This is a genomic window from Candidatus Hydrogenedentota bacterium, assembly GCA_013359265.1.
In the GTDB taxonomy this organism is placed as follows: domain Bacteria; phylum Hydrogenedentota; class Hydrogenedentia; order Hydrogenedentales; family SLHB01; genus JABWCD01.
Window position 1 is genome coordinate 29989 of the sequence record JABWCD010000017.1, and the last position, 15646, is coordinate 45634.

Genomic DNA, 15646 nt, shown 5'->3' on the forward strand with positions numbered 1-15646 from the left:
TGCGTCGGCCTACTGGGCGGCAGAAGACGCTGGGACACGCTGTAGTGCATGTAGGTCCGCCACGGCAGTGGTCCGCGCCGATTCGCGCAAGATCAATTCGCGAGTACGTCATCCACGCGCTCCTCCTGGCAGTGCTGCTTGTGCCGGTATTTCCGGATGTGTTTCTGCGCGGCGAAGTAGCGTTTCCCGCAAACGTCATCTATCTCTACGCGCCGTGGCGCGCGCACATGCCACCCGATCTTGAACCTCAGAACATGGTCCTTGAGACCCCGCGTCAGGCGAACGCATGGTACTACCTGACCGCGAAGGCGATGTGCGAGGGCGAATGGCCGTTATGGAACCCGTATCAGTTTATGGGAGTGCCGCTGATTGGCTCGTACCAGACCGCGATTTTTTACCCGCCCCGCCTCATGTTCCTCCTGATCGACGATCTCTACGTGGCGTTCACGCTGTTCATTTTGTCGAAGCTGTGGCTGGGCGGAATGCTGGCGTACGTGTGCGCGAGGTACGTCTCGCTGCCGCCGGCCTACGCGCGTTTCGTTTCGATCGCGTACATGTTCGGCGGCTACATGATCACGTGGTGCAGCTATACGACGGTCGATTCGATGGCATGGGCGCCGCTGCTATACACCGGTTTGGAGATGCTGGTGGAAGGGCGATGGCGGCGCGGGTTCGCTGCGAGTTTCGTCTCTGCGACGATGATGGCGTTCGCGGCCGGCGCGCAACACACGCTCACGTTCTCGCTCATGCTCGGCCTGTATTTCTTAGTGCGGCTCGCCGCGTTGCGCTCGCCGGCGCACGCGTTGCGCGCGATAGGGACCGCCGCGGGCGCCGGGGGCGCCGCGCTGCTCGTCACCTCGATACAGATTCTGCCCTTCGTGGAGACGCTCCGCTTGAGCGAGTCTGTGCTCGACACGGTTTTCAAGGACAGCGCGAGCAACTACTACCTGTCGCCGCTGGACATCCCGGTCTTGTGGACGCCGGCCTACTTCGGCACGAACTTGCACGGAAACTATTGGGGCCGGATGAACGCGTTGTACGTGATGATGGCGTACATCGGCGTCGCCTGCTGGCTGGGGGCGGCGTTGTCGTTTCGGGGCGAGGGTTTTACACCCGTGGCCCGCGCGCGCGTCCGCGCGCTTCAGGTCACGTCGGTCGCGGCAATGTGGTTCGCGTTCAGTCTTCCCGGGGCGGCGCTGGTGTTGTCGTTGCCGCTATTCGACAAGGTCCGGCTGATTTATTTCCTTTCCTTCTTCATATTCGGCGTACCGTTGTTTACTGCGTTCGCGCTGCAACGTTGGTATGAATCCCGGGCCGAGTTCCGGCAGTTCGTACCCGCGGCGCTGCTCGCCACGATTATCGTCGTAATCACTATCGTTCACCTGTGGTCGAGCGGACCTGAACTTGCCGAGCATGACCGCGCCATGACTGCGCATGGCACGCTGCTGAAGGACCTGCTTGTCGACAGCAAGGCGGGTGTGCCCCTCGAGCCGATGGACGGCGGCCTTGACGGCTACGTGTGGAAGCAAGTGTTTTGGACGATTGGGATGTTGGCGCTTTCGCTCGCGTGCCTCGCATTGGCCTTCGCACAGCGGTTTCGACGCTTCGGTATCATCGCAATCTCGGGCGCGCTTGCGATTGACTTGTTGTCCGCATGGCATGGCATGCAGCCGACCTCGCCTCGGTCCCATGTATTTCCGCCAATGCCGCTGTTCGAGGAAATACAGCAACGCGGGCACCCGTACAGGGTATCGGTGCTGGAACTCGTCGCCAGCGCCCTGCCAATTGTTTACGACATCGAGGAGTCGGAGGGGTACGACACCATTGTCCCGCGGCGCTACGCGAAAGTCCTGATCGACCAACTCACGCCATCGGGCCGGGCCGCATTCGAGCCGGCGCTCGCCACACCGTGCTACTTTTTTCCGGCGCCGCGGGCAGGCGAAGCAAAAGTACCGCCGGGTTACGAAATCGAGTTCGTTCGTGACGATGTAATCGTGGCGAAGAACACCCGTGCGTTGCCGCGGGCCCGGTTGGTTGGCGGTGTGGAGCGGCACGATTCGGTTGAGTCCATGTTGGCGCGCATCAATTCGACCAATTTCGATCCTACGAATCTCGCGCTCGTGGAAGGGGAAGATGCGCCGCCCAATCGGACCTCGGCAGGCGGGCCGCCCGGCGAGGCGCGCGTTACCCGGTGGGATTGGAATGGCGTCGACGTGGAGTTCGAAGCAACCGAGGATGCCGTGCTGGTCCTGGCCGAGTCGTATTACCCCGGCTGGGAAGCGACGTTGGACCAGTCTACGCCGTTGAGCATCTTTCCCGTATACCACCTTATGAGGGGCGTCGAGGCGCCCGCCGGTCGTCATACGGTTTCGTTTCGCTATCGTCCACCGCTGTTCCGCATGGGGGCTTGGTTGTCCGTCGCCTCGCTCGCCGGAATGCTTGCGTGCGCGACTGCGGTGCTGTACAAGGGGGCCGCGAAACGACGGGCGACTCGATGCATTTCCAATCCGTAAAGCCGTATCTCGTTCACGCGGTCCTCGTGGCCGTTGTGCTGGCGCCTTTCTTCCCGGGCGTTTTCCTTCGCGGGGAAGTACTGGTGCCTATGTCGCACATGTACGAGAAAGCGCCATGGTCGGCACACAGGCCGGCCGATCTCGCCGATCAGAACCCGCTCGGATCGGAAGTCACGGCGGCGGTCTGCGTCTGGTACAAACTTGCGAACGACGCATTCGACCGTGGCGAATGGCCGCTGTGGAATCCGTACCAGTTCATGGGCGTCCCGCTGATTGGGAATTTTCAGAGCGCCGTGTTCTACCCGCCACGGCTGATCTTTCGCGCAATGGACGACCCGTACGCTGCGATGACGTTCTATATCTTGGTCCGCTTTTGGTTGTGCGGATTCAACGCATTCGTGGCCGCGCGCATGCTGGGGCTTCGGTCGCCGTACGCCAACCTGTTTTCATTTCTCTTCATGCTCGCGGGGTACAACCAGCTTTGGACATTCTATCCGCCGCCGGACGTAATGGCCTGGCTGCCGCTGCTCCTGGCGGGGGCGGAGTTGCTGTTGAACATGCGGTACCGCGCGGGCGCCGCGATCTTGACCATCGCGATGACCATGTCCATTCTCGCGGGGCATCCGTCGACGGTAATGCTCGGCTGCATCGGTCTCGCGCTTTATGCGCTATTCCGGCTGGCAGCTTCACGGGGACTGTGGCGACATACCTTCGCGTGCGCGCTGTGCGCCGCGGGAGCGTTCGCTCTGGCGCTGGCGGTGTCCGCCATTCAGGTGTTGCCGTTCATCGAGTATTTGCCGGAAACGGAGTATTTTATCGACCGTTTTTTCCCGGAAGGCGCGGCACATTACACGTATTCGGGCTACGATCTGCTGGGACTCTTTGGTTCCCGAATGGTCGGCACACAACATGACGGCAATTTCTGGGGGGTGACGAACCACACGTACACCGGCATGTTGTACGTTGGCATCACGACCTGGGTATTGCTGTCGCTGATTGCGTCGCGCATACCGCTGGACTTCACCGCACGGTCCCGCGTCGTGTCGTACATGGCGGCGTCCGCCATCTGCCTGTATCTGGCAAGCGACATGCCCTTGACGGAGTTCGTCCGGCGCCTGCCGATCATCAGCGGCACGCGGCCCGCATATTTCTTCGCGTTTCCGACCGCGGCGCTGCCGCTCGTCGCAGCGCTTTCCTTACAGTCGTGGGTCAATGGGGGCGCGCCGGTACACAGCCTGGTCCGGCCGGCCCTTTTCACGGGGGCGGGGGCACTGTTGATCGGCGTTGTTATCTTGACCGCGCCATACTTGTCGGACGGGTACATCGAACAGATCGATAAAGACGTCGAACTTGGCCCGTTCGTGACCACGCGGTGGGCCATCGCAGTGGCCATCGGGGGCGGCGTACTGCTCGCACTGGTCCAGTGTGGCCGGAGCGCGGGCCGCGCGCACTATTGTGTCTGGGCGCTTTGTGCGCTATGCGTACTGGACCAGTCGATCGCGATGTGGGGCGTAATGGCGTCAACGCCGCGCCGATACGTCGTGCCCGAAACGCAGGTCACCGATCTTCTGTTATCGCAGGAGCAACCATGCCGCGTGCGATACAACCCGGAGGAAATACGGAGCGGCTATTTTACGCTGTACGGCATCGAGGAATTGGGCGGTTACGACGCCGTGTACCCAAAACGGTTCAAACCATACTACGACTCGTTGAACACAGCGCCCGGCGCCCCGGTCGACGCGTTGCTGTCCTGCGGCGCGGCGGTATTTCGCGATAGCGCGCCCATACCGGACAGTTATGAACCGATTGTGACGACCGAAGGCGTCACCGTCGCACGGTATACCCAAACGCTTCCGCGCGCGCGGCTCGTCGGGTCGATGCGGCACTTTGCGACGCCGGAAGAGATGTTCAAGGCGATGAACGAACCGGATTTTGACCCGGAGCATGTCGTCTATACCGACACACCGACCGGTGTCACGATGTCCGCGCAGGGCGAATCGCCGCCAGGCAATGCCTCGATCGTCGAGTGGAAAAGTCAATACGTTCGCGTCGATGCGAATGCGAACAGCGAATGCATACTCGTGCTCGCGGATGGATACGCGCCCGGTTGGGAAGCCACGGTCGACGGCAAACCGGCAGAGGTCTTTCCCGCGTACCACATCTACCGCGGCGTCCATTTGTCGCCCGGCGATCATACGGTGGATTTCCGCTACCGTCCTGCGGGATTTCGTGCCGGGCAGATTGTCTCGTACGTGGGTTTGGCTGTTTCCGGGACGTTTGCCGCCGCAGTGCTGTCGTACCAGCGGAAGCGGCGCGGCCAGCGTGTGATGGGCCAATCGTGAGGCAGCGCCTGCATGCGCGTTCGTAGCTTGTCGCAATACGTGATCCAGGCGGCGCTGCTCGTGGCCGCCCTCGTTCCCATTTATCCCGGGGTATTCCTGCGCGGCGAGATACTGTTGCCGATCGACAATCTGTATGAAGTGCCGCCGTGGTTCGCGCATCGTCCCGCGGATCCAGGTTACGAGAATCCTACCGCCGCGGAGGCGACGGTCGCGGCAGCGGCGTGGTATTCGCTCACCGACGCGGCCTTCGATCGCGGTGAGGTGCCGCTGTGGAATCCCTACCAATTCACTGGTGCGCCACTGCTTGGAGATATGCAGACCGCGGTGTTTTACCCGCCGCGTCTCCTGTTCCGGCTGGTGGGCGACACGTATGTGGCGATGACGGTCTATTTCCTGCTTCGCCTTTGGCTTTGCGGTTTTAACGCGTTCATCGCCGCGCGAATTCTCGGGCTGCGTGTTCCCTTCGCGAACCTCTATTCGATTCTGTTCATGCTCGCGGGATACAACCTGCACTGGACATTCTATCCGCCACCCGATGTCATGGCGTGGCTTCCGCTGCTGTTTGCCGGTGTCGAGTCAATACTGATCGGAAGATACCGCACCGGCGTTGCATTGACGGTCGTATCAGCAACGATGGGGATTCTTGCGGCCCATCCGTCGACGCTCCTGCTTGGTTGCATCGGAATCTTGTTATATGCACTACTCAGGCTCGCGACATCGAGGCCCACGCTTCGTCATATCGCACTCTCCGCATCGAGCGCCTTAGTCGCGTTTGTAATGGCATTCGCGCTTGCGGCCGTACAGGTGTTGCCGTTTGCCGAGTATCTGCCCCACGCGGCCCGGCTCACGAACATGGCTGGGTCGCGGCCGTTGGAGTCGTATCGCTACTCGATATTCGACCTGCTTTGCCTCTGGGGCGGGCGCATGCGGGGCACCGGCTGGGACCAGAACCTTTGGGGCACGAATCCGCACACCTACATCGGCATGCTGTACCTTGGCATGACGGCGTGGGTGTGCCTTTCCTTGCTGACGCGCCGCCCTATCGCCGATCCGCTTTTTCGGCTTCGGACACGCGTGCTGCTCGTTGTCTCATTCATTTGTTTCTACTGCGCGACCGAGTTCCCTCTGGCGCCGATCGTCCATGCACTCCCGGTAATCCGTGAGAGCCGACCTGCGTATTTCCTTGCGTTCCCGACGCTGGCCTTACCACTCTGCGCCGTCGTGGCGCTGCAAGCGTGGATCGATGCAAGACCCTCCACGCGGGACCTCAGAACGCCTGCCATTTCGATTGCGGTTTTGGGTCTGCTGATCGGCGCGATCGCCGTGTCAGCACCGTACCTTTCCCTCGAATACGCCACGATCATCAGCGAAGGGGCCGACCTGGGTACATACACGGTAACGCAATACGGAATTGCCGTCGCTCTCGCGTGCGCGGCATTTCTGCTCTTGGCGCAGTGCGTGCGCCACCCCAATCGAACGGGGACCGTCGCCGGTGCGCTCTGTGTCCTTGCGATCCTGGACCAAGCCCAAGCAATGCGCGGAGTAATTCCGTCGAATCCCCGGTCGTATATGGCGCCGCGGACGCAGGTCACCGAATTCCTGCGCGCCATCCCGCCGCCGTGCCGGGTGCGATTCGATCCGTGCGGCGCCCGGAGCGGCTATCCCGCCCTCTACAGTATCGAGGAATACGGCGGTTACGACGCCATCTTTCCGATTCGCTTCAAGCGGTTCTACGACTCGCTGGATTTCACACCGGGCTCTACCGCCGACGCGTTGCTCTCGTGCGACTACACGCTGTTTGCACAGGGCCAGCCGCTGCCCGCGGCGTACCGCCCCGTATTTGAGGCCGAAGGAACAATCGTCGCGGAGCGCACCGATCCGATACCCCGCGCACGCCTCGTGGACGCAGTAGTCGTGTTCCCGTCGACCGAAGCGATGTTCGATGCCATGAAACAGCCGGACTTTAATCCGCGTGGTACCGCGTATACCGATAGTGCGACGGATTTTGATCTTCCGGAACTCGACGATACGCCTACGGGCGAAGCGGTGATCGAGGAGTGGCGATCGCAATTAGTCCGAATTCGCGCTCACGCGCAAAAGGAATGCGCGCTTGTATTGGCGGATGCTTATTTCCCGGGCTGGGAGGCGACGGTAGATGGAGCGCCGGCCACAATCTTCCCGGCGTATCACCTGTTCCGCGGCGTACACGTTCCGCAGGGCGAACATATCATCGAGTTCACATACCGCCCGGCGAGCTTTCGTTACGGGCTATTCATCTCCTTCGTAGCCTTGGCAATTGCGTGTCCGGTCGCACTGCTGTTGTTGGTGCGACAACGGGGAACTGTCACGCTAATTCAAACGTGATATCTCCACCCGGAATGCGCCACCCGCTCCGGGCGTGACCGAAATCAACGGATAGCGCTCCGGTTCGGGGTTGACGAGCTGCAGTTTCCCGTTGCCGACGGCGTGGACCGGTTGATGACCGTCCGGCGCGACGCCTGAAATGGTGCCGTCGATCGCATGCATGCGCACCGCGTCACGCCATGTCAATGTACCGTCTGAGAATACCGGCGCCTCCAAACACCAGAACGACCACTGATCCGGCAAGCCGATCCACTCGATACGAACGCTGCCGGGACGTTGGAGCGACACGACGACGCCGATCCCTTCTCCTTCGCGCCAACGCAACAGGGCAGTGCCGTCATCGTCTTCGACCTCCGGAACCGACTTGTTTTCATTCGATAGGCTCGGCGCAATCAAAACGGCGGTCCCTCCCGCGTGAACGATGACCTGTCCGCTGCGATCGATTGCTGCGACGATTCCTCGCGGCTGCCACGACTCCCGCGCGTAGGCTTGAAACACAGACGGAAAACGGTACGACAGGGGTACGTTGGATGGTTCAGGCTTCACCCCCGGCGCGTACCAACAATATGCGTATCCGCCGAGCTCGAAGAGCAACTGTTCCTTCCGGTTCGGCGTGATGTAACGCGTCTCCTGGATGCTTCCGAGGGTCTTGTCCCACATCGCGAGGTATTGCAGGTGGGTGTTCTTGTATTCCCCTGCAAGCGCGAGAAGGATCGGCGCGTAGTAGTTGACCTGGCCGTACGAGGGAGAAAGTATAATCGTCTCGTGCGGCTTGTCCCATCCGGCGCGTTTCTCGCCAGCGATAGACGCAAGCGCGAGATTGGCGTTCATTACATCGGCAAATTCATCGAACAAATCGCGGCCCGTAACACGCCGCAGCGCGTCCATGAAGAAGATGCGGTAATGCATCGTTGACGCCCAGAACGTCGCGCCTTCGATTTGCGCGCCGTCCGGAGCAAGGCCATTCGGTAGGAGGTGATCGCAAAACTTGGTGATCGTCGCATTCAACCATTGACGCGCCGCTGGTGCTTCGTCCAGTAACGCGAGCGCCGCAATACCAAACGAACTCCACTCGACGATGGCGTGGTGGGTGTGAAAATCCGGGCCGGAAATCGCCGGCGTCGTGAAGTAGCGCTCAAAATAGTTCGCTCCTGTCGCGGACAGCATCGCAACGATTTCCGCGCGCTCCTCCGCGGTGAACCGCTCATATGTCAGGTCATACCCCACGGCAACGCCCTTGAGCAGCCGCATCACGGCGTAGGCCTTGCCGCCGTCCGGCGCCGCGTCCGCGTCCGGCTTCCACGCGCGGCAACACGCCAGCGTCCACGCGCGCGCCGCGTCGCCATAGCGGTCGTCTCCGCTCAATGCATAAGCGAAGGCGAGATGTTCGGTGATCGCCATGTCCATCATCATCGCGTAAAAGCGGTCGTAGAGGTTCTCATAGTTCGGGTCGTCCGCGATCGGCGCGATCCATTCCGCCCGCGGAGTTTTCCTGAGACACCACTCCGCCGAATCGGCAATGTTGCGCCAGATATCCGCATACACCGGCTCGGTCCGCGCGGCGCGAAGCTTGAAGAGTTCCTCGGAATCGAAGAACAGTCGTGGATGTCCCGTACGCCACGAGGTTGGACGATCAGCATTAGCGATCCCGAATGTGAGCAGACCCAAGAGGCCGACCACTACGTGTCCATTGGCGCCTTTCATATTCACACCCCGCAGATGTTCGTTTCGCAGAGATTCTCCCGGTCGCGTGTCACCCGATTCAATGGCGCCGCGGCGCACGGCAAAAGTAGGGGTATGTCACAAAAACCGGTTTTGCCAGTCTGTATGGTGCCCGATTGATGGATAATATCGGAGGGAGGATTGGACGTGGGAATCGTTCGGGATTGGGTCGACGCGCGCCTTGTCAGGCGCGCCCTCGCTCGCGACCCTGACGCCTTCGCCGAGTTGGTGCGCAGGCACATGCCGCCGGTGTCCGCTGTGGCGATGGCGTACACCAAGAACTACGCTGATGCAGAAGACGTCGCGCAGGAGGCCTTTCTAAAGGCGTGGTTGTCGTTGGACACCTTGCGCGAGTGCCATCGGTTCGGCGGCTGGATCGTCACCATCGCGCGAAACGTCGCGCGCGCAAACCTCAGCAAGAATCGCGAGCAAGCCAAACACTTGGAGCGTTTTCGATTGGAGACGGCCATGCCAACACCCGCACGGGACACTGGCGAAATGACCGCCATGCAAGAACTTCTCCCAGCTCTGATTGCAGACTTGTCCGAGCATGATCGCGAGTTGGTGCTGCTTCGATACCAGGCGGGAAAGAAAACGCGCGAAATCGCCGCGTTGCTTTCCATGTCTCACTCCGCAGTTCGTAAGCAACTCGAACGCGTCCGGCACGCGTTAGGCCAAGCATTGCTGGAGTCTATGGAGCCTGACGCAACCGAAAAAACGCGCCGCGATCGGCGTTCAAAACAAATCGCCTCCGCTGTGTTTGCCGTTTGTCCATCATGGACGGACGCCGCGCCCGCCGGCGCGAGCGTGCTAGGTATTGCCACGTTGATCAAGGCGGCGGCGCTCGCAGTTGTGGTTGGAGCTGCCGGAGTAACGGCATTTATGACATATCAACCTGCCGGACTCGGCGCAGAACCTGCCAAGACAGTGCGCGCATTGGCGCCACAAGCACCGGCACAAACTCAAGAAACTTCGAGTGCCGCGCATGGAACCAGATCGTCAGTACCCGAGCCTGAACCAGCAACTACTGCAACTGCGGCACAAGGAACGGCGAGCATTTCCGGGAGACTGGTGGAGGAGGACACCGGCAATGGAGTCGCAATGGCAACAATTCAGCTTGGTTGCCCGAGCGCGAAGAGCGAATCCGACGCACAGACCGATGCGGAGGGCAAATACGTTTTCGAAGGGCTATCGCCGGGCGAGTATTGGATTTCATTGCACTGGGACGAAGATTTCGTCCGTCGTTATCCGCGCAGCCGCTACAAAGACCAGGAGAAGAAGTTGAGCGTTCAAGCGGGCTCCGTTGTCAGCGACGTCAACTTTTCCGTGGTGCGCGGGCTCGCCGTCCGTGGAAAGGTCATAGGGCCAAGTGGCAACGCCTTGGCAGGTGCGCTAATAAACGCGTGGTCGGACCCAAACGAGGTCGAAACCGACGCGCGCACAGACGAGAAGGGGCAATTCGAAATCACGGGGTTCGGAACCGATCTGCCAGCGTATTTCTGGCCGCATTACGAAGGGCTGGCGGCCGCGCCGCACGGGCCGATCAAGATTCCCGCCGACGGTGTCGATAGACTGGTATTGACGATGGCGCCCGAATCCACCATCGCCGGACGTTTGGTCGACCAAGAGGGTACTCCACTGTCCGATGCGTCGATTGTGCCGTGGCCGCGCGGCGTGTTTACGTCGTCCCAATCCGTCACGACCGATGCCGCCGGTGCGTTTGAATTGCGCGGGCTACACGAATCGCGCTACCGATTTAACGTCACGCTTTCGGGAAACTCCTCCTCGCAGCGGTTGGAAGACAATCAGTCGATCGACGTTGCGACCGGGGAACACTTGAGCGGTGTAGAGTTGGTCTGTGTCGTCCCAGGCACACTGACGATCTCCGGCCGAGTTACGGACGACGCAGGGGCGCCACAGCGCGGCATTCGCGTATGGACGTCGCGGATGAATGCGAACAGCAGTACTGACACGGACGCGGATGGCAACTACGAGCTACGCGACTTGGGGGCGGGCGAATACGAAGTGAACGCGCAGGGCGTGTCGTGGTCCGGCCCCGCGTGGTACACCGAAATTGCGGAAGCCGGCGCCGAGAACGTCGATTTCGTCGTTCCACGCATGGCGAAATTGCGCGGCCAGGTACTCGATGCCGCCACCGAAACGCCCATCGCCGATTTTGAAGTCTTGGTCCCCGGACCCGCGATGCGCTGGACGACGTTTCACGACGAGGATGGGCGCTTCGAATTCCATTCGCTGCGTCCCGATGAGATGCGTCTTGCGGCGCGTGCCAAGGGGTACACGATGGGGTTCTCCGAACAGTTCGTGCTGTCTTCCGGTCAAACCCAAGAGAACGTCGTCGTCAAACTGGCAAGGGCAGGCACCGTCTCCGGCGTGGTCCGCACGCCGGACGGCCAACCCGCGCGCGACGCCGCCGTGGGTCTCGACCTAGGCAGGATTGGCGGGTCTGCGCGCACCAATGCGAAGGGAGAATTCGTCATTGCCGATGCGCCGCCGGGCACATGGCCGCTCGAAGCCTGGCACCCGGACTACGCGCCCGCGAAGGTGCCCGTTACCGTTGTCGCGGATGAAGAAATGCGCGCAGAAATCACGCTGACGCGTGGCGCGACCCTGGGCGGCACCGTGAGCATGGGCGAAGAGAGTGTTGCCGACGTGCGCATCGAGCTAATCCAACAGATTGACGAAAACACGATCGGCTACCGCCAGGAATGTACGACGGACGTGCAAGGCCGGTATGCGTTCAGAGGTATTCCCACCGGCGAGCTTGTACTGCACCTCAATCCGATGCTCGGCGGCTTTGGCCGCGTAATCGACGTGCCGATCCAATTCAGCGGAGAAGAGAATAAGAAGTACGATGTTCGATTGCGCGACGGCACGGCGTCGGCCGTATTCGAAGTGAAGCTAGGTCCGGCGCTGGCCGGGGCCGAAGGGAACGCATATGTCGAACTCACGTATGTCTCTGAAGGCGGTCAAATCGAAAAGATTTACTCTTCTATCGGACATCTCCCAGAACCACGGCTCAACGGGCTTCCTTCCGGCCCGGCGACCCTTACCGCTAAATACACTTCCTCCACGTTGAACACGGTGCTGTCGGAGATGGAACCCCGCGAGGTATTCATCAGGGAAGGAGTGGAGAACCGCTTTGACCTCGAGTTCGCCGAGCCGGATGCGGAATGAGCGCGGTATCGTGCGAGATCGTGCCCTATCAGCCCGGATCTTGCTGGCGACCGGATATTCCGCGCGCGGGCGTTACCCCACGTAACCGACGACTATGGGCACGTGAGAGCAAGGCCCGGAAAATACTCGCGAAATCGGCGAGCATCTCTCGTGACGAGCAGGATACCGGCCACGAGCGCGTGGGCCCCAATGAAGAAATCGGGGAGCGGCAACCGCTTTTGCCCTCCCCTTTGGCGATACTTTGCGAAGCACTTTCCGGCGAGAAACGCTGCCTCGCGCGGTATGTCCTGAAACTCGAACACCTCGCCATCAAGCTCATCCTCAAGCTCTTCTATCCGGTCAAACCGAATGGAAATTTCGGCGTAGATGACCGCGTTCAGCACGACCGTGCCGGACGATATTGCGGCGTCCAAGGCCCCCGCCGACCACTCGTACCAGGTCACATCCTTACTGAAAACGTCAAGGTAGACACACGAATCTACCATGACGGGCATTAATCCTTCCCCCTTGTCAGCGCGAGGATTTCGTCGGTGGTCATTCTGACGGCCCCCTTTCCGGTCATGCTTCTGACGATCTCCCGGCCTCGCGGCGACGACTTGGATTTTCGCAGGTACAGTCTCCCCTTTTCCTCGGAAAACTCGACCTCGCAACCGGGAACGATTCCTGTCTTTTCGCGGAGATCGAGGGGAATTGTCACTTGCCCTTTCGTCGTAACCTTCATCGGACGCAGGCCTCCAATCCATTACTCTTACCGGTAATAGTATTACCGACGCGAGGGGGAAAAGCAATGACCCGCACGTCGCGCGGCCGAATACATCCCGGGCGAACTCAACCGGGACGGGCAGAGGGCCGGGACATGAGCCGAATGATCAAACCGAAGAGGGCAATTACGAGGCCAAGGACGACGCAGAATACGCCGCCGAGGTAGATTCCCACGGCAAGTTCGCCGGAGCGCATCAAGCGGCCCCCGACAAAGCACGCGACGCCGATGGCGGAAAGAACCAATCCGGTTACGGAATAGTTCTGGCGTTGGTACGGGATGCTCGTGGTGGTGAGGTTGCTCATTACGGCGGTCACGTCAGCTTGGGGCCCGAGGAGCGCGGGGTTCTTTTCGAGCTTTTCCAGGAAGGCGATGCGGACGCGGTAATCGAGCCACGCGCGGATCAATACCTGAGCTACCCCGTACGCAAGCGTAACGAGGATTAGCAGTAGCGGTATAAGTAAGAAAAGTGTCTCCATACGCTGGAGCGGTCCGGTTGAATGGGGTCCGGCGGGACGTGGGGGTCGAGTGGAACAAGAAAAGGAGGTTTTTTTGTTACGCTGGATCTGGCCCTACCTAGTCACGTCCCGCCGGGTAGCAACTACACCTTCAACTGTAAGGGCTTGAGCCAACTGGCCTTACCGCAGCCCCGGGTTGTCAATTATCGAGGCCAATCTCGTCGGCCTTCTACATGTTCGACCCTCGTCGCGGCGTACGGGTTTCACCCGGTTGGCACCACCCACAGTATCTCCAAACCCAGTCACGACTTAGTGAAACCGGGGAATCCTCGCGGCAGTCAAAGTTTATGAATGAGCGCGAACCTAAAAAGCGTATTGACGGCAGCGGGCATCGCCCTGCTAATTATCACGCTATGCGTGCGTCTCATCGCGCCCAAGCTACCGCCACTTGTAGGACGTGCGGACGTGCATGAGGTCCGCGACTTCGTGCACGCCAACCCGGGAACGCTGCGGTTGGATAGTACTGACGGGTTGGTAACAGTCGTCCGGGGACAGGGTAATTCGATCGCGTGCAAGGCCGTTATTCGGGCGTTCCGGCGCGGGGACACCAGCAACGAGGAACTAAGACGACTCGTCGCGGACCTCGTTCGCGTGCGTGAGGAGCAGGGTACGCTGATAGTTCAAACAGAGCCGGAACCTCGGCGTGCGGATTTCGACATCTTCGTTCAGTACGATTTCACCGTGCCCGAAGGCACGAATGTCGAGATCACCAGCAACAATGGGAATGTTTGGGTACGGGAAGGGTGCGGCGACGTGCGAATCGTCGGGCGCAACAGCGACATAGACATTGTGAGGCCCTTGGGCACCGTGGACGTCCAGAGTGTGAATGGCCGCATTCAGTTGGCCGAAGCTCCCAAAGGCGCCACGTTGCGGACGGTAAACGGCGACGTGTACGCCGCGGTGGCGGGGGGGCGTCTGGATGCCTCGACGGACAACGGCGTGATTCACGCCAGCTTGCTTGGCGCGGGCGTCGAGGAAGCGACGCTGACGAGCCAAAACGGCGGCGTCAACGTCAAAATGGCGAACGACGCGTCCGCGTCGATTACGGCGACGGCCTTGCGTGGAAACGTCGAGAGCCAATTCGTAGTCAATACATCGGAGGGCGCACAGCAGCCCCGGTACCTCAAGGGTACCATCGGCGACGGCCGTGCCCGGATAAATCTCGATACGCTCAATGGTAATATCGTGATTGCGAGGAGCGAGTAATGGCTTCCACCACGGCGGCCGCTTGGCCAAATGCGGAAAGGGCGCGGATGACGGACGACTCCGATCTTGCGCTGGTACAGCGCACCCGCGCCGGCGAGGTCGAGGCCTTCTCCGAATTGATCCGACGTCACGAACGCATCGTCTTCAACCTCGCCTACCGCTTCATGCGCGACAATTCGCTCGCCGAAGACATGGCGCAGGAAGCGTTTTTGAAGGCCTACCGGCTGCTGCACGGGTTTCGCGGCGATTGCAGCTTTTCGACCTGGCTCTATCGCGTCACGTCGAGTGTGTGCCTCACCGAACTCAACCGGCGCAAGCGCCGGGGCGAAGTGGAACTCACGCCGTCCCACGAGGACGAAGTCTCCACTCAACCCGGGGAAACCAGTGATATGCCTGAACTCGTCCGGCGCTGCGTGACGAAATTGCCCGAGCGGTACGCGACCATTGTGTCGCTTTATTATCTTCAGGAAGTGCCTTACGAGGACATCGCGGAAGCCATGAGAATTCCGATGGGCACGCTGAAGACGTGGATGCATCGAGCGAGACTACAACTGCGGAAGATTGTCGAGAAGGAGATGGGGACCAATGGACCTGAACAACATGAATGATCTCGATCGCTTTATCGAGGACGCGCTGAAGAGCGAGCCGATGCGCGCGGTGCCGGCGGGTTTCCACCGGCGCGTCGAGGAACGCGTCCGTGTCGCGGCGATGGCGTCGCACGAACGCCACGGGTTCCAATCGCGGGTGGTCGCGAGCATGATTCTATTTGCGATGGTTGCGCTTACCGTCGTCGTTGTGCCCGCGCTTGCGTTTTATCAGGGCTGGTCGTTTCGCGCGCTTCCCGGCGCGATGGGCTACCTCGATTACATGACCGTGTTTGTTGTGCAGTCCTGGGCCCAAATACTGCTCGCATTGGCGGCCGGAGCGGGCACGCTGACGGTAGCCGTCCTCGTTTGGGTGCTTATTCCACGGTTTCGCGGCAAAGCCGCTCGCCAGCACTAACTTGTTATAAAATAACGACTTACA

11 protein-coding genes are annotated in these 15646 nt (G+C 60.7%); 7 read left to right on the top strand and 4 right to left on the bottom strand.

Annotation, left to right across the window (positions count from 1 at the left end; all coding sequences use genetic code 11):
* Positions 1-44: 44 nt before the first annotated feature.
* From HUU46_15545 to HUU46_15555, 3 genes are read left to right on the top strand one after another with little or no spacing between them, the layout of a single operon-like run.
* On the top strand, positions 45-2513 hold the full coding sequence (locus tag HUU46_15545) for a YfhO family protein (GenBank protein NUM55059.1): 2469 nt from the start codon (positions 45-47) through the stop codon (positions 2511-2513).
* Positions 2495-4855: a YfhO family protein gene (locus tag HUU46_15550; protein NUM55060.1), complete on the top strand. Its 2361-nt coding sequence runs from the start codon at positions 2495-2497 to the stop codon at positions 4853-4855. The genes HUU46_15545 and HUU46_15550 overlap by 19 nt, the downstream gene beginning before the upstream one ends.
* Positions 4856-4867: 12 nt before the next feature.
* Entirely contained in the window at positions 4868-7219 is a 2352-nt protein-coding gene (locus tag HUU46_15555) for a YfhO family protein (GenBank protein NUM55061.1), read from the top strand.
* Here HUU46_15555 and HUU46_15560 read toward each other — a convergent pair.
* Positions 7205-8923: a DUF4962 domain-containing protein gene (locus HUU46_15560; protein NUM55062.1), complete on the bottom strand. Its 1719-nt coding sequence runs from the start codon at positions 8921-8923 to the stop codon at positions 7205-7207. The two genes, HUU46_15555 and HUU46_15560, sit on opposite strands and share 15 nt — an antisense overlap.
* A gap of 165 nt (positions 8924-9088) precedes the next feature.
* Here HUU46_15560 and HUU46_15565 point away from each other — a divergent pair, with 165 nt between their 5' ends.
* Positions 9089-12136: a sigma-70 family RNA polymerase sigma factor gene (locus HUU46_15565; GenBank protein ID NUM55063.1), complete on the top strand. Its 3048-nt coding sequence runs from the start codon at positions 9089-9091 to the stop codon at positions 12134-12136.
* Between the two features lie 92 nt (positions 12137-12228).
* On the opposite strand, the gene HUU46_15570 is transcribed toward HUU46_15565, so the two are convergent.
* From HUU46_15570 to HUU46_15580, 3 genes are all read right to left on the bottom strand, one after another.
* Positions 12229-12630 carry a type II toxin-antitoxin system VapC family toxin gene (locus tag HUU46_15570; protein NUM55064.1) on the bottom strand — a complete coding sequence of 134 codons (402 nt, stop codon included), beginning with the start codon at positions 12628-12630 and terminating at the stop codon, positions 12229-12231.
* Positions 12630-12857: an AbrB/MazE/SpoVT family DNA-binding domain-containing protein gene (locus HUU46_15575; GenBank protein ID NUM55065.1), complete on the bottom strand. Its 228-nt coding sequence runs from the start codon at positions 12855-12857 to the stop codon at positions 12630-12632. The genes HUU46_15570 and HUU46_15575 overlap by 1 nt, the downstream gene beginning before the upstream one ends.
* A 107-nt stretch (positions 12858-12964) precedes the next feature.
* Positions 12965-13375, bottom strand: coding sequence for a hypothetical protein (locus HUU46_15580; protein NUM55066.1), 411 nt, complete (start codon positions 13373-13375; stop codon positions 12965-12967).
* A 330-nt stretch (positions 13376-13705) separates the two neighbouring features.
* Here HUU46_15580 and HUU46_15585 point away from each other — a divergent pair, with 330 nt between their 5' ends.
* Genes HUU46_15585 through HUU46_15595 form a run of 3 tightly spaced genes read left to right on the top strand, consistent with a single transcriptional unit; the run spans position 13706 to position 15622 of the window.
* A complete protein-coding gene (locus HUU46_15585; protein ID NUM55067.1) occupies positions 13706-14620 on the top strand; it encodes a DUF4097 family beta strand repeat protein in 915 nt (304 codons plus the stop codon).
* On the top strand, positions 14620-15228 hold the full coding sequence (locus HUU46_15590) for an RNA polymerase sigma factor (protein ID NUM55068.1): 609 nt from the start codon (positions 14620-14622) through the stop codon (positions 15226-15228). The genes HUU46_15585 and HUU46_15590 overlap by 1 nt, the downstream gene beginning before the upstream one ends.
* Positions 15206-15622, top strand: a complete 417-nt coding sequence (locus HUU46_15595; GenBank protein ID NUM55069.1) for a hypothetical protein — start codon at positions 15206-15208, stop codon at positions 15620-15622. Before HUU46_15590 ends, HUU46_15595 begins: the two co-directional genes overlap by 23 nt.
* The last annotated feature ends 24 nt before the right edge of the window (positions 15623-15646 follow it).